Annotated in this window: 22 protein-coding genes; 15 read left to right on the forward strand and 7 right to left on the reverse strand. The window is 61.1% G+C overall.

Annotated elements, in window-relative coordinates; translation table 11 throughout:
- The first annotated feature begins 221 nt into the window (after positions 1–221).
- The 10 genes from ACS3QZ_RS08450 to ACS3QZ_RS08495 all read left to right on the forward strand — a co-directional run bounded on the left by ACS3QZ_RS08450 (position 222) and on the right by ACS3QZ_RS08495 (position 8,873).
- Positions 222–785, forward strand: a complete 564-nt coding sequence (locus ACS3QZ_RS08450) for a NifU family protein (protein WP_093090137.1) — start codon at positions 222–224, stop codon at positions 783–785.
- 74 nt (positions 786–859) lie between these two features.
- Positions 860–1,447 (forward strand): tRNA (adenosine(37)-N6)-threonylcarbamoyltransferase complex dimerization subunit type 1 TsaB, encoded by a 588-nt coding sequence (gene tsaB / locus ACS3QZ_RS08455; RefSeq protein WP_456037441.1) that lies wholly within the window; start codon positions 860–862, stop codon positions 1,445–1,447.
- Positions 1,444–1,857 (forward strand): ribosomal protein S18-alanine N-acetyltransferase, encoded by a 414-nt coding sequence (gene rimI / locus ACS3QZ_RS08460; RefSeq protein WP_456037442.1) that lies wholly within the window; start codon positions 1,444–1,446, stop codon positions 1,855–1,857. The genes tsaB and rimI overlap by 4 nt, the downstream gene beginning before the upstream one ends.
- Before the next feature lie 164 nt (positions 1,858–2,021).
- Positions 2,022–3,011, forward strand: coding sequence for a BMP family lipoprotein (locus ACS3QZ_RS08465; protein ID WP_456037443.1), 990 nt, complete (start codon positions 2,022–2,024; stop codon positions 3,009–3,011).
- 79 nt (positions 3,012–3,090) lie between these two features.
- A complete protein-coding gene (locus ACS3QZ_RS08470; RefSeq protein ID WP_456037444.1) occupies positions 3,091–3,447 on the forward strand; it encodes a nuclear transport factor 2-like protein in 357 nt (118 codons plus the stop codon).
- A complete protein-coding gene (locus ACS3QZ_RS08475) occupies positions 3,444–5,045 on the forward strand; it encodes an ABC transporter ATP-binding protein (RefSeq protein ID WP_456037445.1) in 1,602 nt (533 codons plus the stop codon). The genes ACS3QZ_RS08470 and ACS3QZ_RS08475 overlap by 4 nt, the downstream gene beginning before the upstream one ends.
- Entirely contained in the window at positions 5,038–6,132 is a 1,095-nt protein-coding gene (locus ACS3QZ_RS08480) for an ABC transporter permease (RefSeq protein ID WP_456037446.1), read from the forward strand. The genes ACS3QZ_RS08475 and ACS3QZ_RS08480 overlap by 8 nt, the downstream gene beginning before the upstream one ends.
- On the forward strand, positions 6,132–7,097 hold the full coding sequence (locus ACS3QZ_RS08485; protein WP_456037447.1) for an ABC transporter permease: 966 nt from the start codon (positions 6,132–6,134) through the stop codon (positions 7,095–7,097). The genes ACS3QZ_RS08480 and ACS3QZ_RS08485 overlap by 1 nt, the downstream gene beginning before the upstream one ends.
- A gap of 96 nt (positions 7,098–7,193) precedes the next feature.
- The gene (locus ACS3QZ_RS08490) at positions 7,194–8,111 is read left to right on the forward strand and encodes a sulfite exporter TauE/SafE family protein (RefSeq protein ID WP_456037448.1); all 918 of its coding nucleotides are present in this window, start codon (positions 7,194–7,196) and stop codon (positions 8,109–8,111) included.
- A gap of 3 nt (positions 8,112–8,114) precedes the next feature.
- Positions 8,115–8,873, forward strand: a complete 759-nt coding sequence (locus tag ACS3QZ_RS08495; protein WP_456037449.1) for a TIGR02186 family protein — start codon at positions 8,115–8,117, stop codon at positions 8,871–8,873.
- A gap of 21 nt (positions 8,874–8,894) precedes the next feature.
- On the opposite strand, the gene ACS3QZ_RS08500 is transcribed toward ACS3QZ_RS08495, so the two are convergent.
- The 6 genes from ACS3QZ_RS08500 to ACS3QZ_RS08525 all read right to left on the reverse strand — a co-directional run bounded on the left by ACS3QZ_RS08500 (position 8,895) and on the right by ACS3QZ_RS08525 (position 15,819).
- The gene (locus ACS3QZ_RS08500) at positions 8,895–9,623 is read right to left on the reverse strand and encodes an SDR family oxidoreductase (protein WP_456037450.1); all 729 of its coding nucleotides are present in this window, start codon (positions 9,621–9,623) and stop codon (positions 8,895–8,897) included.
- A complete protein-coding gene (locus ACS3QZ_RS08505) occupies positions 9,620–11,146 on the reverse strand; it encodes an ATP-dependent DNA helicase (RefSeq protein WP_456037451.1) in 1,527 nt (508 codons plus the stop codon). The genes ACS3QZ_RS08500 and ACS3QZ_RS08505 overlap by 4 nt, the downstream gene beginning before the upstream one ends.
- Positions 11,147–11,188: 42 nt before the next feature.
- Positions 11,189–11,827 (reverse strand): acyl-homoserine-lactone synthase, encoded by a 639-nt coding sequence (locus tag ACS3QZ_RS08510; protein ID WP_456037452.1) that lies wholly within the window; start codon positions 11,825–11,827, stop codon positions 11,189–11,191.
- Between the two features lie 88 nt (positions 11,828–11,915).
- Positions 11,916–12,635 carry a helix-turn-helix transcriptional regulator gene (locus tag ACS3QZ_RS08515; RefSeq protein ID WP_456037453.1) on the reverse strand — a complete coding sequence of 240 codons (720 nt, stop codon included), beginning with the start codon at positions 12,633–12,635 and terminating at the stop codon, positions 11,916–11,918.
- Positions 12,636–13,014: 379 nt separating this feature from the next.
- The gene (gene ccrA, locus ACS3QZ_RS08520) at positions 13,015–14,304 is read right to left on the reverse strand and encodes a crotonyl-CoA carboxylase/reductase (RefSeq protein ID WP_093090163.1); all 1,290 of its coding nucleotides are present in this window, start codon (positions 14,302–14,304) and stop codon (positions 13,015–13,017) included.
- A 156-nt stretch (positions 14,305–14,460) separates the two neighbouring features.
- Complete coding sequence (locus ACS3QZ_RS08525) at positions 14,461–15,819, reverse strand: 1-acyl-sn-glycerol-3-phosphate acyltransferase (protein ID WP_456037454.1); 1,359 nt, start codon at positions 15,817–15,819, stop codon at positions 14,461–14,463.
- A 65-nt stretch (positions 15,820–15,884) separates the two neighbouring features.
- Here ACS3QZ_RS08525 and ACS3QZ_RS08530 point away from each other — a divergent pair, with 65 nt between their 5' ends.
- From ACS3QZ_RS08530 to deoD, 5 genes are all read left to right on the forward strand, one after another.
- A complete protein-coding gene (locus tag ACS3QZ_RS08530) occupies positions 15,885–16,478 on the forward strand; it encodes a GNAT family N-acetyltransferase (RefSeq protein WP_456037455.1) in 594 nt (197 codons plus the stop codon).
- Between the two features lie 94 nt (positions 16,479–16,572).
- Positions 16,573–18,540, forward strand: a complete 1,968-nt coding sequence (locus ACS3QZ_RS08535) for a methylmalonyl-CoA mutase family protein (protein WP_456037456.1) — start codon at positions 16,573–16,575, stop codon at positions 18,538–18,540.
- Between the two features lie 145 nt (positions 18,541–18,685).
- Entirely contained in the window at positions 18,686–19,000 is a 315-nt protein-coding gene (locus ACS3QZ_RS08540) for an H-NS histone family protein (RefSeq protein ID WP_456037457.1), read from the forward strand.
- Between the two features lie 55 nt (positions 19,001–19,055).
- Positions 19,056–19,334 (forward strand): acylphosphatase, encoded by a 279-nt coding sequence (locus tag ACS3QZ_RS08545; protein WP_456037458.1) that lies wholly within the window; start codon positions 19,056–19,058, stop codon positions 19,332–19,334.
- A 76-nt stretch (positions 19,335–19,410) separates the two neighbouring features.
- Entirely contained in the window at positions 19,411–20,121 is a 711-nt protein-coding gene (deoD, locus tag ACS3QZ_RS08550) for a purine-nucleoside phosphorylase (protein ID WP_456037459.1), read from the forward strand.
- Here deoD and ACS3QZ_RS08555 read toward each other — a convergent pair.
- Positions 20,095–20,928, reverse strand: coding sequence for a LysR family transcriptional regulator (locus ACS3QZ_RS08555; protein WP_456037460.1), 834 nt, complete (start codon positions 20,926–20,928; stop codon positions 20,095–20,097). The genes deoD and ACS3QZ_RS08555 overlap by 27 nt on opposite strands.
- Positions 20,929–20,965: the final 37 nt, after the last annotated feature.

A 20,965-nucleotide genomic window follows, 5' to 3' on the forward strand; every position in this document is an offset into this window, starting at 1 on the left:
CGCGCCCTTAACCCCCGCAATTCTTTAACCCCGCACCGACGCAATACCGACGTGATACCGACGCGCCACCGATAGGCCATTCCCCGTAAAACAAGGGCGTCAACCATGATTTGCCCCAAGCCACCCCTTTCCCCGCGCGCCCTCTTAGAACAATTCTAAACCTTGACACTCCGGGACCAGAGGCGCATATCTTTTGTCAAGCGATAAAAGGTGAATACCAGATGTTCATTCAAACCGAGTCCACCCCAAACCCGGCCACGTTGAAATTCCTTCCCGGCCAGACCGTTCTGGAAATGGGAACCGCCGATTTCCCCACGGCAGACGGCGCTTCGGCTTCGCCGCTGGCGACGCGCATTTTTGACGTCAAGGGCGTTGCGGGCGTGTTCTTCGGCACGGATTTCGTCACCGTGACCAAGGAAGACGCGGTAGAATGGGATCATATCAAACCCGCAATTCTCGGCGCGATCATGGAGCATTTCCAATCCGGCCAGCCGGTGATGGCAGGCGACGCTGCACAATCCTCGGGCCATGCCGAACATCACGGCGAAGACGGTGAAATCGTGGGCCAGATCAAGGAGTTGCTCGACACCCGCGTCCGCCCCGCCGTGGCGCAGGACGGTGGCGACATCACCTTCCACGGCTTTGATCGCGGCGTCGTGTACCTGCACATGCAAGGGGCCTGCGCCGGTTGCCCGTCCTCGACCCTAACCCTCAAGATGGGCATTGAGAACCTGCTGCGCCACTACATCCCCGAAGTGACCGAGGTGCGCCCGGTCGCCGTCTGAGGCCACCCATGCGCTGATCCACACAATCGGGACGACGCCCATCCGGCGCCGTCCCTTTGCTTTTGACCCGCCAGATGACCGATACGCCCCTGATCCTCGCCTTTGACACTTCCGGCCCCGCCGTTGCCGCCGCCCTGCTGCGTGGCCCCGACGTTCTTGCCGTAGTGTGCGAAGACATGAAGCGCGGTCAGGCAGAGCGCCTGATGCCGCTGCTCGAAGAGCTGCTGCAAGAGGCCGGTTTCGGCTGGAAAGACCTCGACAACATCGGCGTCGGCATCGGCCCCGGCAACTTCACCGGAATCCGCATCTCCGTCTCCACAGCCCGCGGCCTCGCGCTTGGTCTGGGTATTCCCGCGATCGGTGTCTCCACCTTCGAGGCCACGTCGCTGGATCACGCTGAACCGCATGTTGCCGCCGTTCCGGCCCCGCGCGATCAACTTTACGTCATGGCGCCCGACATGACGGCACCTGCGCTACTCAAGGCCCCGCTGGACACACAGCTGCCGGTGCACACGCCCCCTGCGCCCGCCCTGCTTGTGGTAAATATCGCCCGCTGCGCAGCCCATCGCCATGCCGACGACACGACCCGCCCGGCCCCGCTTTATGTCAAACCCGCCGACGCCGCCCCGCCCCGCGATCCCGCCCCGGTGATCCTCGAATGACCCCCGAGGCGCTGGCGGCGCTGCATGCCGCGGCTTTTGCCGACGCGCGACCATGGTCGGCCCGCGAGTTCGCAGACCTCCTCGCTTCTCCACACGTTTTCCTGTGCACCGGATCCAACGGATTCGCCCTTGGGCGCGTCATCGCGGATGAAGCCGAATTGCTCACCCTCGCCGTCCACCCCGCCAAACGTCGCTGCGGGCTGGGTGAACAGCTTCTGACCGCATTCCAAGACACTGCCCGTACCCGTGGGGCAACCCGCGCCTTTCTCGAAGTGGCCGAGGACAACAACGCTGCCATTGGCCTGTATTCCAAGGTCGGTTACACGCTCTCGGGCCGCCGCCCAGACTATTATGCCAAGACCGACGGCAGCCGCGTTGACGCCTGCCTGATGGACAAGCGACTGACCTAAAGTCATCCTGTCCAAAAGGTCAAGAATCTCGGCCAAACGGTCAAAAACAGGTTGACCCCTCCGCCGCACTGCGGCCTTACTTGGGGGTGATCTGTCAGGATCGACACGATTAAAGGGCTGGCACCTCCAATAACGACCAGCCGTTCAACATATGGGAGATATCCATGACCCTGATGAAAAAATTCCTGGGGGCTGCTGCGGCCGTGGCCCTGTCGGCGGGCGCTGTTGTTGCCGAACCGGCCCTGATCTTCGACTTGGGCGGCAAGTTCGACAAGTCGTTCAACGAAGCCGCCTTTGGTGGTGCCCAGCGATGGGCCGGTGAATTCGGCAAGAGCTTCCGCGAGATTGAGCTTCAGTCCGAAGCCCAGCGTGAACAGGCCCTGCGCCGCTTTGCCGAAGCGGGCAACAACCCGATCGTGATGACCGGTTTTGCCTTTGGCAACGTGCTCTCCGAAGTGGCACCCGACTATCCGGACACCAAGTTTGCCATCATCGACATGGTGGTGGATGCCCCCAACGTGCGCTCGGTCGTCTTCAACGAACATGAAGGTTCCTACCTCGTCGGCATGATGGCCGCGATGGCCTCAAAAACCGGCACGGTCGGCTTTATCGGCGGCATGGACATCCCGCTGATCCGCAAATTCGCCTGCGGATACGTGCAGGGCGTCAAGGCGGTGAACCCGGATGCCACCGTGATCCAAAACATGACCGGCACCACCCCAGCGGCCTGGAACGACCCGGTGAAGGGCTCGGAGCTGACCAAGGCCCAGATCAGCCAGGGTGCTGACGTGGTGTATGCCGCGGCTGGCGGTACCGGCGTGGGCGTTCTGCAGACCGCAGCCGACGAAGGCATCCTGTCGATCGGCGTGGACAGCAACCAGAACTACCTGCATTCGGGCAAGGTTCTGACCTCGATGATGAAACGCGTCGACAACGCCGTTTACGAAGCCATGAAAGAGGGCGAAAACCTCGACATGGGCATCTATGTGATGGGCGTGGCCAATGGCGGCATCGACTATGCGCTGGACCAGCACAACGAAGCGCTCGTGACCGGCCCGATGAAACGCGACGTGGACAAGGCCAAGGAAGCGATCTCCAGCGGCGCTCTGTCCGTGCATGATTACATGTCGGACAACACCTGCCCGGTGGAATAATCCACGGGCGATCAAAGCCTTAGCACCTGAAAACAGGGCCGTGCCATGGCGGCGCGGCCCTTCTTGCAAGGACATCCCGATGTCAGATGCGATCCACCGCTTCTTTCAAGCCTGGGGCGACAGCGACCCGGACACCCGCGCTGCGGCCCTGCGCGACACTCTTTGCGAAGACATCATCTATCTTGACCCGCGCACGTCCGAAGCCCTGACATCGGTTGCAGCGCTGATCGACTATGTCGCGATGTATTCGGCGCAGGCCCCCGGCGCGACCGCCCGCGTCACGCATCTGAGCACAACCGGCGCACATCACCGCGCCACCGTGGAATTTGCCATGCCCAACGGCATGGTCCAGCACGGCCAATATTTCATAGACCTCGACGACCAGTCGCGCCTCACGCGTCTCATCGGTTTCGTCGGATTGGGAGAGCCGGAATGACAGCCCCCGCCATCGAACTCAAAGGCATCTCCAAGGCCTTTGGCCCCGTCCAGGCCAACAAGGACATCTCGATCTCCGTTCAGCCGGGCACAATCCACGGCATTATCGGCGAAAACGGCGCCGGGAAATCGACGCTGATGTCGATCCTCTACGGTTTTTACAAGGCCGACGCAGGCGAGATTTTCATCAAGGGCCGGAAAACCCTGATCCCCGACAGCCAGGCCGCGATCTCTGCCGGGATTGGCATGGTGTTTCAGCATTTCAAGCTGGTCGAAAACTTCACAGTTCTGGAAAACATCATCCTTGGCGCCGAGGATGGCCGCCTTTTGCGTCCCTCGCTTGCCAAGGCGCGCAAGGAGCTCAAACATCTTGCCGAGGAATATGAACTCAACGTCGATCCCGATGCGCTGATCGAAAACCTCTCCGTGGGCCACCAGCAGCGTGTCGAGATCCTCAAGGCACTCTATCGTCAGGCCGACATCCTTATCCTCGACGAACCCACCGGTGTGCTGACCCCGGCCGAGGCGGACCAGCTATTCCGCATTCTCGACCGGCTGCGCGAAGAGGGCAAAACCATCATCCTGATCACGCACAAGCTGCGCGAGATCATGGAAATCACCGACACCGTGTCGGTCATGCGTCGCGGCCAGATGACTGCCACGGTCAAAACCTCCGACACAAGCCCGCAGGAACTCGCCGAACTCATGGTGGGCCGCAAGGTGCTCCTGCGCGTGGACAAGAAACCCGCCACGCCGGGCGAGGTGGTGCTCGAAGTGCAGAACCTGCGCGTCATCGACGACAAGGGCGTCGAGCGGGTCAAGGGCATCGACCTCACCGTGCGCGCGGGCGAAATCGTCGGCATTGCCGGGGTCGCGGGCAATGGCCAATCCGAACTGCTCGAAGTGCTTGGCGGCTTTGCCGAAGGCACCGGCACGATCCGCATGAATGGCACCGAGATCCCGCTTTCGGGTCTGGGCGCCGATGGGCAGGCCCGGCGCGACGCAGGCATCTGTCACGTCCCCGAAGACCGCCAGCGCGAAGGTCTGATCATGGATTATACCGCGTGGGAAAACACCGTCTTCGGCTATCACCGCGACCCGGAATACCAATCCGGTATTCTTATGAACAATGCCGCGATCCAGACTGAAGCCGCCGCCAAGATGGAACGTTTCGACGTCCGCCCCCCCGATCCGAAACTGGCCGCCAAGAACTTTTCCGGCGGCAACCAGCAAAAGATCGTTCTGGCCCGCGAAATCGAACGCAACCCCGACCTCCTGCTTGTCGGCCAACCGACACGCGGCGTGGACATCGGCGCCATCGAGTTCATTCACCAACAGATCGTCAACCTGCGCGATCAGGGCAAGGCGATCCTTCTGGTCTCCGTAGAACTCGACGAAATCCTGTCGCTGTCCGACCGCATCGCGGTGATGTTTGACGGGCATATCATGGGTGAACGCAGCCCGGACCAGACCGACGAAAAAGAACTTGGCCTGATGATGGCCGGGATCACACAGGAACCCGAAGGCGACATCGCCAAGGTGGTCGACCAGCAATTCGCGCTACAGGAACAGGAACGGGAGGGCGAAGCCAATGGATAAGATGCCCCAATGGGCCGATGTGGTCCTGATCCCGCTGATCTCGCTTATCCTCGCCGCGATCCTGTCGGCGTTGGTGATCCTCGCGATCGGCGAGAACCCGATCGATGCGTTCAATCTCATGGTCCAGGGCGCTCTGATGCGCTCTGCCGGGTGGGGCTATACGCTTTATTACGCCACAAACTTCATGTTCACCGGCCTCGCCGTGGCCGTCGCCTTTCACGCCCGCATGTTCAACATCGGCGGCGAAGGACAGGCCATGCTGGGCGGCCTTGGCGTGGCCCTCGCCTGCCTCTACATCCCGTGGCCACACTGGTCGCTCGCCATTGTCGGCGCGACGGTCGGCGCAGCTCTTTTCGGCGCGGCGTGGGCCTATATCCCGGCCATTCTACAAGCCAAGCGCGGCAGCCATATCGTGATCACCACGATCATGTTCAACTTCATCGCCGCCGGGGTGCTGAACTATCTTCTAGTCAACATGCTCCGCCCCGTTGGCGCGATGGACCCAGCCACCGCCAAATTCCCCGAGGCGACCCACCTGCCGACCTTCCGCGACATGTTCTCGACCGCTGACAACATCATGTTCCGCGGCGCCCCGGCCAACGTGACCTTCTTCATTGCCATCGCCGCCTGCGTGTTGGTCTGGTATCTGATCTGGCGCACAAGGCTGGGTTATGAAATCCGCGCTTTCGGACATTCGGAATCTGCCGCTAAATACGCCGGGATCAGCCCCGTGCGCATCACCGTGATCGCCATGCTGATCTCCGGGGCACTGGCGGGCCTCATGTCGGTCAACACCACCATGGGCGAAAGCGAACGCCTGATCCTGAACTCGACCGAAGGCGCGGGCTTTATCGGCATCGCCGTGGCGCTCATGGGCCGCTCGCACCCGTTCGGCGTTTTCCTCGCCGCCATCCTTTTTGGTTTCCTCTACCAGGGCGGCGCCGAGCTTGCCCTCTGGACCAACATTCCGCGCGAATTGATCGTCGTCATTCAGGCGCTTGTGATCCTCTTTACCGGAGCGCTCGACAACATGGTGCGCATGCCGCTTGAAAAACTCTTCCTTGCCCTGCGCCGGAGGAACGCGTGATGGATTTCCTGACAATCATCCAGATTCTGGACAGCACCATTCGCCTTGCAACCCCGCTCCTGCTGGCCTGTCTTGCCGGACTCTATTCCGAGCGCGCGGGCATCTTCGATATCGGGCTTGAAGGCAAGATGCTCTTTGCCGCGTTCTTCTCTGCGGCCATTGCCTATTCCACGGGCTCCGTCTGGCTTGGCCTGCTCGCGGGCATCGTCAGTTCGCTGGTGCTTTCGGTGGTGCACGGGTTGGCTTCGATCACCTTCCGGGGCAATCAACTCATTTCCGGCGTGGCGATCAACTTTCTGGCCGCGGGCATGACCGTTCTTGTTGCGCAGGATTGGTTCAAACAGGGCGGGCGCACGCCCTCGCTCCCGGACGAGGCGCGTTTCGGCCCGATCACCTTCCCCTTTGCGGACGCTCTTGAGAATGTTCCGATCCTCGGTCCCATCTATTCGGAACTGCTGTCTGGACATTCGCTTCTGGTCTACATCGCCTTTGCCTGCGTTCCGCTGACATGGTGGGTTCTGTTCCGCACCCGCTTTGGCCTGCGTCTGCGCGCCGTGGGCGAAAACCCCGCCGCTGTGGACACCGCCGGGGTCTCGGTTGTCGGCCTGCGCTATGCAGCCGTGATGATCTGTGGTGTTCTCTGCGGCATTGCCGGGGCCTATCTCGCCACCGCGCTTCAGGCCGGTTTCGTCAAGGATATGACCGCCGGGCGCGGCTTTATCGCTCTGGCAGCGCTGATCTTTGCCAAGTGGCGCCCATGGTATGCGCTCTCGGCCACCTTGCTCTTCGGCTTCCTGCAGGCCATCGCCCTGCGCTACCAGAATATCGAGCTTGGAAACTTCGTCATCCCGGTCCAGTTCATGGACATCCTGCCCTATATTCTGACCGTGGTGATTCTCGCCGGTTTCGTCGGACGTGCCATCCCGCCGCGCGCCGGTGGCGAACCTTATGTCAAGGAACGCTAGACCGATAAGTCCAGATCACGAAAAGATTTCAGACCTGCCAGCAAATTTGAGCGCTGGCAGGTTGATTTTCTGCGTGTGCTAACAGTATCAAAAAACATGCAGATATACCTCCCGATTGCCGAAGTCTCCGTCAACGCCTTCCTCTTGCTGGGGCTTGGGGGCATGGTCGGGATATTGTCGGGCATGTTCGGCGTGGGTGGCGGCTTCCTGATGACGCCGCTTCTGTTCTTTATTGGCATCCCGCCGGCCGTCGCTGTGGCCACCGAAGCCAACCAGATTGTCGCTTCGTCCTTTTCCGGCGTTCTGGCCCATTTCAAACGAAAAACCGTCGATCTCAAGATGGGCTGCGTGCTGCTTGTCGGCGGCCTCATAGGGGCCGCGCTTGGCGTCGTGGTCTTCAACTACCTGAAATCCCTCGGCCAGGTCGATCTTCTCGTGCGCCTCTGTTACGTCGTCTTTCTCGGCGTGATCGGCAGCCTGATGTTCGTCGAAAGCCTCAACGCGATCCGCAAGTCGCGTAAGAATGCCGGCCCGGTCAAACGCAAGAAACACAATTGGATTCACGGCCTGCCCTTCAAGATGCGCTTCCGCGTTTCGGGCCTTTATATCTCCGTGATCCCGCCAGTCCTTGTAGGTGTCGCCGTGGGCATCCTTGCCGCGATCATGGGCGTGGGCGGTGGATTTATCATGGTGCCTGCGATGATCTATCTTCTGGGCATGCCCACCAAGGTGGTGGTCGGCACCTCGCTCTTCCAGATCATCTTCGTGACCGGCTTCACCACGCTTTTGCACGCCACCACCAACTATACCGTCGATATCGCGCTGGCCGTGCTCCTTCTGGTCGGCGGCGTGATTGGTGCCCAGATCGGCACCCGGATCGGCACCTACCTCAAGGCCGAACAACTGCGCATCCTGCTGGCCCTCATGGTGATCCTGGTCTGCGCCAAGCTTGCGCTCGATCTGCTCCTTCAACCATCCGAGCTCTACTCGCTCGGCGCGCCGGGGGGGCACTGATCCATGCTGCGCGCCCTCGTGATTCTGCTGCTCACCGCCCTGCCGCTTTCCGCGGAAGAGGTAGTGCTTGGCCTCAGCCAGGACAAGGTTGCCATCACCGCCACATTTGACGGCTCGGAAATCCTGATCTTCGGCGCGGTCAAACGCGAAGAGCCGATCAAGCCCGCGCCCCCCCTCGAAGTTGTCATCACCGTGTCGGGCCCGTCCGAACCGATCACCGTGCGCCGCAAAGAACGCCGCTTTGGCATCTGGGTAAACACGGACACGGTCGAGGTTGATGCAGCCCCAACCTTCTACGCCGTGGCCACCTCGGCCTCCTTCCATGACACCCTCTCCAATGTCGAGGATCAACGCCACAGTGTCTCGATCGAACGCGCTATTCGCTCGGTCGGAGCACCGTCTTCCATCGAAGATTCACAGAACTTTACGCGGGCTCTGATCCGCATTCGCAAGGACCAGGGGTTATACCAGCGACTGGAACAAGCGGTGCAAGTCGACGAACAGACCCTGTTCCGAACTTCGATCAAGATGCCCGCCAACCTCACCGAAGGCGAATACCCCACCCGCATCTTCCTGACCCGTGGCGGCGAGGTGGTGTCCCAGCTGGAAACCACGATCGACGTGGACAAGGTCGGGCTCGAGCGCTGGCTTTATGACCTGTCCCGCCAGAAACCGCTGATCTACGGACTGATGTCACTTGCCATTGCCATCGCCGCAGGCTGGGGCGCCTCGGCTGCCTTCCGCCTGCTCCGCCAGGGGTAACAGGCCCCTTTTTCGCCAGACCTAGCCGCGCCCGATATAGGCCATCTGCGTGGCCATCACCGTCATGAACTGCACATTCGCATTGAGCGGCAGCTCGGCCATGTGCAGCACCGACCGCGCCGCATCCGCGACATCCATCGTTGGGTTCGGTGGCTTGCCTTCCGCCTTCAGCCGCGCGTTCAGCTCCGCCACCATGTCCGTTTCGGCGTTGCCGATGTCGATCTGTCCACAGGCAATCCCAAGCGGGCGTCCGTCCAGTGACAGGCTCCGGGTCAGCCCGGTAATCGCGTGTTTCGTCGTCGTGTAGCTGACCGACCCCTCGCGCGGGACATGTGCGGAAATCGACCCGTTGTTGATGATCCGCCCGCCCGCCGGGTCCTGCATTCGCATCTGCCTGAACGCCAGCCGCGCCGCGATGAACATGCCCCGCAGGTTGACGCTGACTACCTCGTCGAAATCCTCAACGTCCAACGCGTCAATCGCCCCCGGCTTGCCGAACATCCCGGCATTGTTGAACAATACGTCCAGCCGCCCGGCCTCCTGCACGAAAACCTCAAACGCCGCCTCCATCGCCTGCGGATCAGTCACATCTGCCGGCAGCGCCACAGCGCCCGCGTGGCGTGCCGCCATGTCTTCCAGCTTTTTCGCGCTACGCGCCACAAGCCCCACACGCCAACCCGCGCCAAGAAACACCTCGGCCGTTGCCCGGCCAATCCCCTGGCTCGCGCCGGTGATCAGAATGGACTTCATTGCTCTTCCTCCTGCAAAATCAGGGGCACAGGCGCCACCGTCAGATCATCCACCCGAAGCGGTCCGGTCGGCTTGGCCAACCGATTGCGCACCACCCAATAAAGCCGCTCGGACGCCCGCGTGATCGCCACATAGGCCAGCCGTTTCCACAGCGGCTGCCCCGCCTCGACCCGGCCCATGCGCGCCGCCACGAACAGGTCGGGTGCAAACACCTGCACGTTGTCCCATTGCGATCCTTGCGCCTTGTGGATCGTCACCGCCGCACCGTGCAGAAACGTCGCCCCCATGCGCGCGGCATAGGGGATGAAAGGTTCCTCCTCGTCTGGCAGTTCGATCTTGACGATCGAAGCCGCCGACACGCGCGGGTCTTCAGCCCCCATCACATGTAACCGCGAGAACCCCGGCTTGCGCCCCGGCCCCAAATAAATGACCTGTGCCCCCTTGATCAGCCCACGCGCCTCAAGGTCCAGCCGCTTCTTGCGATGCTTGAGCGGCAGCTCGATCCCGTCGCAAATCAGCGGCTCTCCTTCCAGCAACGCGTCTTCGGGCGCGCCATGCACCTGCCGAAACGCATTGATCAGACGAATCCGCGTTGCGTTTCGCCAAACCAGAACTGGCGAGCGCGCCATCAGGTCCACCTCGACCCGCTGTGCCCAGACCACCCGGTCATCTTTGCGTGCCGTTTCTTCCACCATGCGTTCGAAATCGTGGAACTCAAGCTGCGGATCGCTCAGCGCATGGGCCAGATCAAGGATCGGGTTGTCCGCGTCCTGCCGGTGAATCCGGTGCAGCATGTGCTTGGATTTTTCCGGCAGCTTGTCGAACACCATGGCGCCCGACTGGTTCACCGGCGCCAGCTGCGCCGGGTCGCCGAACAGAACCAGCGTCGAAAAAATCTCTTTCAGATCATCGAATTGCCGGTCGTCCAGCATGGAGCCTTCATCGACAAACCCGATGTCCAAAGGTTCGTCCCGGCGTTTCCAGCCGGTGATGAAATCCGATCCGCGCAACCCCGCCGCTGCCAGGGCGCCGGGGATGGATTTGTGCTGCTTGTAGAACGCTGCAGCGCGCTCAAGTGCCTCTTCGGTCAGCCCCTCGATCTCGGGCTGCTCACCATTCCCGGCCAGCCAATCCGCGATCTTTTCGTATTCCGGGTCATAGACGGGGGTATAGATGATCCGGTGAATCGTCGTCGCTGGCACGCCCCGCATCCGCAAGACGCTGGCCGCCTTGTTGGTCGGGGCCAGAATCGCCAGCGTGCGCCGGTCCTTGCGTCGGCGCCCCTCGTAATCCCCCGACACGATGTCGACCCCGGCCTCGTCCAGTGCCTTGACCAACTCGGCAAGTAACAGCGTTTTGCCCGATCCAGCCTTGCCCATCACCGCCGCGACCGCTTCCCGACCTTCCTGCGGTGGCGTCAGTATCCCCTCCTCGATGTCCACGCCAACATTGCGCAGCATCTCCGAGATGGAGTCATAGGCGTCGGCCTGATCATGGCTGAGGGTGAGCGCGTTCAAAGTCATGGCGCGACCCTACAGCCGCGCCACGCCCGCTTCCAGCGCTGATCAGGCGCTTTGTGCGAATTGCTCAACCTGATCGCTACCGAATGCTGCCTCGAACCAAGCGCGCGATTGCGCCGGGTCAATGCCCGCCCGCCGGGCGACCTTTTCACGCGCTTCTTCGGTAAAGCTCCACAGGCCGACGCTGATTTGCTCGCGTCCCTGCCCCTCCGACCCAAGCACTTCGGGCGACGAGCCGATCAGCCGGTAGATACGCACCATGCGCGCATCAAATACGCCCACATAATGTTCGACGCCAAAGCCGGTCATCACCTCGCCACCGCCCAGCATCAAGGCCGCTGCGGTGCGCGGTTCCGCATCCCGGGCCAGGCAGAACCGGGTGCATTCCCAGATCAGCGGGCTTTCGATCCTTACGCCATCCGTCAGGTGCAGGAAATGGTCATTCACCATGCACGAGCCGGTCGTCGGCAGAAGCCGCATCGACCCGCCATGACCGCCATCGGCCTTTTCCCAGATTACGTAAAGAGGGTTCAGCGCGTCATATTCGTCGCGCTCTTCACCTGTGTCATCGACCGAAACCTCCCAGTTCAATCGCGTCTTGAACTGATCCGCCCGGTCCCGGAACATTTCCTGTCCCAGCTTCGGAAACTTGTGAAGATCATTGGCATAGATATAACGGAGCATTCTGGCATCCCTTCCCTTTCGAGCAGAGAAACAAATAGCGAACATCCCTTAAGGCCATCCTAACGCTTGGCTCGGTGCGTTAACCTTTTCATATGACGATCAGGCCTCGACTGAGCGCCTTGGCGACCGCGTGGGTTGTATTGAGCGCCCCCAGCTTGAAGCGCGCGCTTTCGATATACACCCGCAGCGTATGCTCTGAGATCGACAGTGTTTCAGCCACCTGTGCCCGGGAATAACCAATCGCAATGAGCGTCATCGCGTCCACTTCGCGCGGCGACAGGGCGCGGGCCTGCTCCGGCGCGCGCCCCGGCTCGAATTCCAAAGCTTTCTGGTTGAACTCATGCGCGATCAGGATCAGATCGCGCCGGTTGGCATCCGTGAACGTGGCCCATGTATCGTCGTCGCAATGGTGGCTGACCGTGAACAAGGCGAATTGACCGTTCGGTCCGCGGATCGGGATTGAAAACCCCTGATTGCCGACCCCGTGAGTGATGGCTTCGCGCTGAAACGCGCGGGCCGCCTTGCCAGACCAGTCCAACCGCTTCCAGTCGACCGGATGAAACCGTTGAAAACACCCAACAATCACTGGATCTGTTCGGATGTAATCCTGCTCGATATAGCGGTCGCGCCAGGCGTCAGAATAAGTCCCGCAGCCGTATTGATCCCCATTGGCGCTGACCCAGTGATAGACCATGTGGTCGACACCAAAATTGTCCCTCAGCTCTTCGATCGCGATTTGCAGCGCATCAAGCTCTTGCGCGTGTTCCAGCTCCTCCAATATGTGTTCCCGTCGTTGCATCATCCCCATGCCGCGCTGTCCCTGCCCTTTCAGCCATCGACACGATCTCGGTCGCGGCCACCAGCCTTGTATCATCCAGCTGGTCTGCCAATCCGTCCAAACCGTTCGCCTGAGCAAAGGTCCGTAAGTCCGCGAGAACGTCGAGTATCCAGTCGTATTTCATATTTGACTCTCGTTATCAGTGGTTAATGAAAGGTTAATACAAGCATAGCACGAGTGCTCCACGTTAAGATATTCACTGATTTTCTCTCCCCAGAAATGGTGAGGGATGGGTTGGCCAAGGCTCTGAACTCAAATACAGCCGGTCTCAGAACAAAAAACACCCCCGGACCGCAACGCGATTCGGGGGTGATTCGAAAGGGTGTGAACCCGCGCCTTTCGGCGTTCGTTACTTCTTGCCGGCTTCCAGCACGTCCTCAACGGTGCGCAGGCCGGTTTTCGGCGCCTGAACCAGAACGGCCATGTTGCCCGGCTTGTGCTCGTTGCGGAGCATCTTGGTATGGGCTGCCGGGATCTCGTCCCAGGCAAAGACTTCCGACATGCAGGGATCAAGACGGCGCTCGATCATCAGGCGGTTGGCCGAAGCAGCCTGTTTCAGGTTCGCGAAGTGCGAGCCCTGCAGGCGCTTCTGGTGCATCCACATGTAACGCACGTCAAAGGTTGTGTTGAAGCCGCTGGTACCGGCACAGATCACGACGATCCCGCCCTTTTTCACCACCAGGGTCGACACCGGGAAGGTCGCCTCGCCCGGATGTTCGAATACCATGTCGACGCTCACGCCCTTGCCAGTGATGTCCCAGATCGCCTTGCCGAACTTGCGGGCTTCTTTCAGCCACTCGTTATACTCGGGGCTGTTCACCGTGGGCAGTTGGCCCCAGCAGTTGAAGTCCTTGCGGTTGATCACGCCCTTGGCGCCCTGATCCATCACGAACTGGCGCTTGCTCTCGTCCGAGATCACACCAATCGCGTTGGCACCCGCCGTGTTGGCCAGCTGGATCGCATAGGACCCCAGACCGCCCGAAGCACCCCAGACCAGGACGTTCTGACCGGGCCGCAGTTCGTGCGGGTGGTGGCCGAACAGCATCCGGTACGCGGTCGCCAGGGTCAGCGTGTAACAGGCAGACTCTTCCCAAGTCAGGTGCTTGGGACGCGGCATCAGCTGCTGCGCCTGCACCTTGGTGAACTGCGCAAAGGACCCGTCGCCGGTTTCATAGCCCCAGATCCGCTGCGTCGGAGAGAACATCGGGTCGCCGCCGTTGCATTCCTCGTCGTCACCGTCATCCTGGTTACAGTGAATGACAACCTCGTCGCCCACTTTCCAGTTCTTCACCTTGTCGCCAACTTTCCAAACGATCCCCGAGGCATCGGACCCGGCGATGTGATAATCCTGACCATGCACGTCAAACGGCGAGATCGGCTTGCCGAGACCAGCCCAGACACCATTGTAGTTCACGCCTGCGGCCATCACGAGCACCAATACCTCGTGGCTGTCCACTTCCCAGGTGTCCACAACTTCCATCTGGAACGACTGTTCCGGCTCACCGTGGCGCTCGCGGCGGATCGCCCAGGCGTACATCTGCTTCGGCACATGACCCAGCGGGGGCATTTCCCCGATTTCATAAAGATCTTTCTTTGGCGCGTCGTACGCTGCAATGGCGCTATCGGTATCCAGAGCCATGATTGCCTCCTGTTAATGTCCTGTTTCGCCGCAACGCAGAATCGCGGCGTCTGAAACATGGAATATCCACGGCCTTGAAATATTGCAACCACATTTGGGGTGATTTTGTAATTTTATGACCCAGCGGTTGCAGAAATTTCTGCTGCACCTGCAAAATCACATCAAAAGATGCCGGATCGAGTTCGCATAGAAGGCCAACGCCTGCGTCTGATCCGGGTTCACCCCGTAACAGCCCTCGGATCTGAGAATCATCCGGCGCTGTTCGAGCGTGCGCAGCCCCACTTCGACCGCATAGCTCATGTCATCGCGCGGCAGGTGCACATGCGCCTTGTTGAGCTTAATCACCCACGTCGCGAAAGCGGCTTCGATCGCTGCGCGCGACAGCGGGTTCTCACCATCCTCGATGATCGCCGCGACCAGAGGTACGGGCAAAACCGGCACAACCGAATTGATCCGGTGCATCAATTCCTCGGCCAATGGTTCGGCGATGTCCCCGCCATGATGCGCGGCAAAGGTTTTGAGCGACAAGGGATGCCCAAAGCTCACCGCCGCATAGCCGAACTTGTGATACTTGCCCCTCATCCTCAACCAGATCTGCTTTAGGAAGAAACCCGAGATCACGCTGATACGCGCATGGAACCCACGCCCGTTGCGCGCCAGCGCCTCAAGCAGGATGCGATCTTCCAGCACCCGATCATAGTTCAGCGCCACCGGCACGAACACCACGTCGCGCGCCTCCGGATCAAACCCGTCGGTGATGTATTTCAACAATCCCATCTTCGGCTCTTGCGGCGCCCCGTCCAGACTCAGCCGCCCCTCGGGGAACATCGCCTGCGTCACCCCGCCCTGCGTGGCCAGCCGCACATAGGCCGCCAGCACCTTGCGATAGAGCGTATTGCGTGATTTGCGCCGGATGAAATAGGCGCCCATCGCCTTGATCAATCGGCTGAGCGGCCAGACCCGCGCCCATTCCCCCACCGCATAGGCCAGCGCCGAGCGTTCGGCGGCAAGATATGTCACGAGCACGTAATCCATGTTGCTGCGATGGTTCATAACGAAAACCACCGTCGCGTCCGTCGGGATATGTTTAAGCCCCGACTCGTCGAAATGCCCCAACCGCACCCGGTAAAGCGCCGTACTCAGGAACCTGGCGAGCCTGATCGCCACCCCGAAATAGGCCGAGGCCGAAAAGGACGGCACGATCTCCCGCGCATAGCGCTTGGCCTCTTCAAAGGCGACGTTTTCGGGGATGCCCTGCTCGGCGGCATGATCGGCCACCGCCTGTGCCACGTCGGGCTGATAAATCAGCCGCTGGATCATGTCGTAACGCCGCGCCAGCTTGAACGGCTCGATCGGACGTTCAAGCCGCGTATTGAGCTGCGCAACGGCCTTCTCCATCCGGCGCCGGAAAAACCAGCGCACCGAGGGGAAAAGCAGATGACTTGCCGCCGTGACCGCTGCAAACAGCAGGATCAGGACAAAAAGCCAAAGGGGAAGTTCTACGGTCGAGCCCATGGGCAACTCTTGCAATGCAACGCGGCAAGGTAAATATCAAAACGCATGAAAATCAGGCAGCCCCCATGCACGCGTTAACGATCACCCGTGGCTTTTGCGAAACAGAACGGGACACCGTGGCCCAACTCTATTGGGATGCCTTTTCGGGCAAGCTTGGCCCCGTAATGCGCCCGCGCGCGCGCGCGCTCGCGTTCTTCACCTCTGTCCTCGACCCGGAATTCGCCCTGACAGCCCGCGACGACACGGGCACCCTGCTGGGAGTTGCCGGTTTCAAGACGGCCTCCGGCGCGCTGGTCGGCGGGTCCTTGCGGGACATGGCCCAGGTCTATGGCTGGTTCGGTGCGCTTTGGCGCGCGGGCGTGCTCTCCCTGCTGGAACGCGACACCGTCACCGATACCCTTCTTATGGACGGGATCTTTGTCGCCCCCGAGGCGCGGGGACGCGGGGCCGGGACCGCGCTACTCACCGCCATCAAGGCCGAAGCCCGCGACCGAGGCCTCTCCTTCGTCCGGCTGGACGTCATCGATTCCAACCCGCGCGCCCGTGCCCTTTACGAACGCGAAGGTTTTGTCGCAGGCGAAACCGAGCATATCGGCCCTTTGCGACATATCTTTGGCTTCAGTAGCGCGACGAAGATGGTATGTATGGTTGCAGCATAATTGCCGCAATGCAGCGAATTGACTTGCGCATGATATTTCGCATATCTACGCTCTGACGCAACAATATTGCCCAACCGATTCATAAGGACGCTCCATGTCGCAGACGCAGAAAGACCGCCCCTGGCTCATCCGAACCTATGCCGGCCATTCCACCGCCAAGGCGTCCAACGCGCTTTATCGCTCCAACCTTGAAAAGGGTCAGACCGGTCTTTCGGTGGCCTTCGACCTGCCCACCCAGACCGGCTATGACAGCGATCACGTCCTGTCGCGCGGCGAAGTGGGCAAGGTGGGCGTGCCCGTCTGCCACCTCGGCGACATGCGCACCCTGTTTGAAGAGATTCCGCTCGAACAGATGAACACCTCGATGACGATCAACGCCACCGCCCCGTGGCTGCTGGCGCTCTACATCGCCGTGGCCGAGGAACAGGGCGCGGACGTTTCCAAGCTTCAGGGCACCGTTCAGAACGACCTGATCAAGGAATACCTGTCGCGCGGCACTTATATCTGCCCGCCCGCCCCATCGCTCAAGATGATCGCGGACGTGGCCGAGTATTGCTATACCAACGTGCCGAAATGGAACCCGATGAACGTGTGTTCCTATCACCTGCAAGAGGCCGGCGCGACGCCCGAACAGGAACTGGCCTTTGCCCTCGCCACAGCCATCGCCGTGCTGGATGCGCTGAAACCGCGCGTTCCCGCAGAAGACTTCCCGGCGCTTGCGGGCCGTATCTCGTTCTTCGTCAACGCCGGTATCCGTTTCGTCACCGAAATGTGCAAGATGCGCGCCTTCGTCGATCTCTGGGACGAGATCCTCGAAACCCGCTATGGCGTCGACAACCCGAAATTCCGCCGCTTCCGCTATGGTGTTCAGGTCAACTCGCTCGGCTTGACCGAACAGCAGCCCGAAAACAACGTCTACCGCATCCTGATCGAGATGCTGGCCGTGACCCTGTCGAAAAAGGCCCGCGCCCGCGCGGTTCAGCTTCCCGCATGGAACGAGGCCCTTGGCCTGCCCCGCCCCTGGGACCAGCAATGGTCGATGCGCATGCAACAGATCATGGCCTTTGAAACCGACCTCCTGGAATATGACGATCTGTTTGATGGCAACCCCGCCGTCGACAAAAAGGTCGCCGAACTGAAAGAGGGCGCACGCCACGAACTGGCGAATCTCGAAAGCATGGGCGGCGCCATTGACGCCATCGACTACATGAAGTCCCGCCTTGTCGATTCCAACGCGGACCGCCTGAACCGGATCGAAGCCGGGGAAACCGTGGTCGTCGGCGTGAACAAGTTCCAGAAGGGCGAGGTTTCGCCGCTGATGACCGGCGATGGTGGCATCATGGTTGTCGACCCCGCCGTGGAACAGGAACAGATCGACCGCCTGAATACATGGCGCGCCGAGCGCGACAGCGCCGCCGTGGAAAAGGCACTGGCCGATCTGCGCGCCGCCGCGCAAGCCGGGCAAAACGTCATGCCCGCGTCGATCGCCGCCGCCAAGGCCGGTGTCACCACCGGGGAATGGGCCGCGCAGATGCGCGTCATCCACGGCGAATACCGTGGCCCCACCGGCGTTTCCGGCTCGCCCTCGAACAAGACCGAGGGGCTCGACGACATCCGCACAGCCGTCGATGCCGTCTCCGACAAGCTTGGCCGCCGCCTCAAGTTCGTGATCGGCAAGCCCGGCCTTGACGGCCACTCCAACGGCGCCGAGCAGATCGCCTTCCGCGCCCGCGATTGCGGCATGGACATTACATATGACGGCATCCGCCTCACACCCGAGGAAATCGTCGCCAAGGCGCTCGAGGATAAGGCACATGTCGTCGGGCTTTCGATCCTGTCCGGCAGCCATATCCCGCTGGTTGAAGACCTGATGCAACGTATGCGCGACGAAGGGCTGGGCGATACGCCGGTCATCGTCGGCGGCATTATTCCAGACGAAGACGCCGACCGTCTGCGCGCCATGGGTGTGGCACGGGTCTATACGCCGAAAGATTTCGAATTGAATACGATCATGATGGATATCGTGACGTTGGCAGATCCCAAGGCAGTCGCTGCCGAATAAAGACGCCAAAGCGCATCAAACTAATTCTAATTGGCCCTATTCGGATACCGAATAGGGCTTTTTTCGGACTGACACAAATTGACCCCTGTATATCGACTTGGTGATATTGAAAAAAAGAAAGAAATGAACAAGCGAGAGGGAAGCCATGAAACTGGATGGAATGTCAGCCGACGAATTGATCGCGCTCAAAGAACGGATTGACGCGCAACTGCTCAAACTCGAAGCCGAACGCAAGGAAAACGCGCTCAAGGCCATTAGGGAAGCCGCCGAAAAACACGGCTACACACTTGATGAAATTGCCTCCATCGCAGGCAAGCGCAAGGGCGCACTGGCCAAAGGTGTCCCGAAATACGTTCATCCCCAAGACCCCAAGACCACCTGGACCGGAAAGGGCCGCAAACCAAAGTGGTTTGACGAGGCGCTAGCTGCCGGGATCACACCGGACCAGATGGAACTCTGATCCCCAGCTTGCTCCGACTCGGGGCATGGGGCACAATCAGACCAAGAGGTGCCCCATGTCCTTCATAGCGTTTTCCGTAAAGATAACCGGACGGGTCCAGGGCGTCGCATTTCGCAACTGGACCCGATCCCGCGCCCGGTCGCTGGGTTTGGTGGGCTGGGTGCAGAATGACCCGACCGGCTCGGTCAGCGCTTTCGTGCAAGGCCCCAAGACCGACGTCGAAACCCTGCTCAACGATCTCTGGTCCGGCCCTGCCGCTGCCTCGGTGCGCGATGTGCAATCCTCCAAGGCCACGCCGGACGACAGCCTGACCGGATTCTCCATCCTGCGCTGACGCCCCTTCCCCCTTGCGCAAGGGCCCGGCTTGCCTTCATCTTGTGGCTCTGAAAACTTTTGCGCGAGGCATCCCCATGACCATCCATATTGGCGCCGAACCGGGCCAGATTGCTGAAACTGTCCTTTTGCCGGGGGATCCCTACCGGGCGAAATGGGCGGCTGAAACGTTTCTGAAAGACGTAGAATGCGTCAACCAGGTGCGCGGGATGCTCGGCTTTACGGGAAAGTGGAATGGCCATCGCGTCACCATTCACGGATCGGGCATGGGTATGCCGTCGCTGTCGATCTATGCCAACGAGTTGATCACGTCCTACAATGCCCAAACGCTGATCCGCATCGGGTCCTGTGGGGGCATGCAAAAATCGGTGAACGTGCGTGACGTGATCATCGCCATGACCGCCACGTCGGTTTCAACCCCGTCGCGCGGCATCTTCAAGGAAATCAATTTTGCGCCCTGCGCCGATTACGGCCTCCTGCGCGCCGCCGCCGATGCAGCCATGGCGCGCGGCACACCGACCCATGTGGGCGGCATTTATTCTTCGGATGTGTTCTACGACGAACGCCCTGACCTCAATGAACAGATGATCCGCCACGGCATTCTGGGCGTCGAGATGGAAGCGGCCGAGCTCTATAACCTCGCCGCCCGCCACGGTCGGCGCGCCTTGGCGGTTCTGACCGTCTCGGACCACCTGATCACGCACGAAGCCCTGCCCGCCGAAGATCGCGAGAAAACCTTTGGAGACATGGTTGAAATCGCGCTAGAGGCCGCTTTCTCCGGTCAGTAACCGCGCCAGCGCCTGCAAGGGCGGCGAAGCTTTGCCGCCCTTCTTTCCCAATTCCAACCAGCGCGGCAATTCGGCCCGCGTCTCGAACGGTGCCACCAGGGCGCCGCTCTCCAGATGCCGCGCCACCAGCGCGCCATGCCCCATCAGCACCCCGGCGCCATGCACCGCCTCTTCCACGGCCAGCGCATAAAGTGAAAAAACCGGCCCCTTCACGCCAACACATGCGCCCGCCGCAGCCAACCACGTTTCCCAGTCCCGGTCCCAAACCGCATCCGACAGGCACGCCACCCCAGCCAGATCCCCCACATCGCGCAACTGCGCGGCCACCTGCGGCGCGCAAACCGGAAAGATCTCGTCCTTCTCGATCCGCGTGCCATCCCCGGCGCCGAAAAACACCGTCAAATCGAACGGCTCGCGCGCCATGTTCGGCGGCTGTTCCATCGCTGTCACCGATATCTCCACGTCGGGCAACGCCGCCCGGATCGCAGGCAGGCGCGGGGACAGCCAAAGCTGGGCAATCGCGGGCAAGGCCGCCACATGCAGCCGCCCCGGCGCCGCCGCTTCCCGCAAGGCGCCCACGGCCCCGCCCATGGCATCAAAGGCCGCACTCAACTCGGGCAACACCCGCGCCCCGACCCGGCTTAGCACAACGCCCTGCGCCCGCCGTTCGAACAATGCAGCCCCGCACCAGTCCTCAAGTGTCTTGATCTGCTGTGCTACCGCACCCGGCGTGACACACAACTCATCCGCTGCGCGGGCAAACCCGCCCAACCGGGCCGCCGCCTCAAAGGCGCGCAAAGCCGTCATCGGAGGCCCCTTCGGCCGGGGAGGAAGCACCGCCATC

The organism is Shimia sp. W99 (genome assembly GCF_053851455.3).

Bases quoted from the DNA above. Each gene is read 5' to 3' on its own strand.
- ACS3QZ_RS08545 (WP_456037458.1), top strand. From the start codon at position 19,056: ATGTCCTTCATAGCGTTTTCCGTAAAGATAACCGGACGGGTCCAGGGC.
- ACS3QZ_RS08510 (WP_456037452.1), bottom strand. From the start codon at position 11,827: ATGCTCCGTTATATCTATGCCAATGATCTTCACAAGTTTCCGAAGCTG.
- deoD (WP_456037459.1), top strand. From the start codon at position 19,411: ATGACCATCCATATTGGCGCCGAACCGGGCCAGATTGCTGAAACTGTC.
- ACS3QZ_RS08505 (WP_456037451.1), bottom strand. From the start codon at position 11,146: ATGACTTTGAACGCGCTCACCCTCAGCCATGATCAGGCCGACGCCTAT.
- ACS3QZ_RS08495 (WP_456037449.1), top strand. From the start codon at position 8,115: ATGCTGCGCGCCCTCGTGATTCTGCTGCTCACCGCCCTGCCGCTTTCC.
- ACS3QZ_RS08490 (WP_456037448.1), top strand. From the start codon at position 7,194: ATGCAGATATACCTCCCGATTGCCGAAGTCTCCGTCAACGCCTTCCTC.
- ACS3QZ_RS08480 (WP_456037446.1), top strand. From the start codon at position 5,038: ATGGATAAGATGCCCCAATGGGCCGATGTGGTCCTGATCCCGCTGATC.
- ACS3QZ_RS08525 (WP_456037454.1), bottom strand. From the start codon at position 15,819: ATGGGCTCGACCGTAGAACTTCCCCTTTGGCTTTTTGTCCTGATCCTG.
- ACS3QZ_RS08475 (WP_456037445.1), top strand. From the start codon at position 3,444: ATGACAGCCCCCGCCATCGAACTCAAAGGCATCTCCAAGGCCTTTGGC.
- ACS3QZ_RS08500 (WP_456037450.1), bottom strand. From the start codon at position 9,623: ATGAAGTCCATTCTGATCACCGGCGCGAGCCAGGGGATTGGCCGGGCA.
- tsaB (WP_456037441.1), top strand. From the start codon at position 860: ATGACCGATACGCCCCTGATCCTCGCCTTTGACACTTCCGGCCCCGCC.
- ACS3QZ_RS08555 (WP_456037460.1), bottom strand. From the start codon at position 20,928: ATGACGGCTTTGCGCGCCTTTGAGGCGGCGGCCCGGTTGGGCGGGTTT.
- ACS3QZ_RS08470 (WP_456037444.1), top strand. From the start codon at position 3,091: ATGTCAGATGCGATCCACCGCTTCTTTCAAGCCTGGGGCGACAGCGAC.
- ACS3QZ_RS08540 (WP_456037457.1), top strand. From the start codon at position 18,686: ATGAAACTGGATGGAATGTCAGCCGACGAATTGATCGCGCTCAAAGAA.
- rimI (WP_456037442.1), top strand. From the start codon at position 1,444: ATGACCCCCGAGGCGCTGGCGGCGCTGCATGCCGCGGCTTTTGCCGAC.
- ACS3QZ_RS08530 (WP_456037455.1), top strand. From the start codon at position 15,885: ATGCACGCGTTAACGATCACCCGTGGCTTTTGCGAAACAGAACGGGAC.
- ACS3QZ_RS08535 (WP_456037456.1), top strand. From the start codon at position 16,573: ATGTCGCAGACGCAGAAAGACCGCCCCTGGCTCATCCGAACCTATGCC.
- ccrA (WP_093090163.1), bottom strand. From the start codon at position 14,304: ATGGCTCTGGATACCGATAGCGCCATTGCAGCGTACGACGCGCCAAAG.
- ACS3QZ_RS08465 (WP_456037443.1), top strand. From the start codon at position 2,022: ATGACCCTGATGAAAAAATTCCTGGGGGCTGCTGCGGCCGTGGCCCTG.
- ACS3QZ_RS08485 (WP_456037447.1), top strand. From the start codon at position 6,132: ATGGATTTCCTGACAATCATCCAGATTCTGGACAGCACCATTCGCCTT.
- ACS3QZ_RS08515 (WP_456037453.1), bottom strand. From the start codon at position 12,635: ATGGGGATGATGCAACGACGGGAACACATATTGGAGGAGCTGGAACAC.
- ACS3QZ_RS08450 (WP_093090137.1), top strand. From the start codon at position 222: ATGTTCATTCAAACCGAGTCCACCCCAAACCCGGCCACGTTGAAATTC.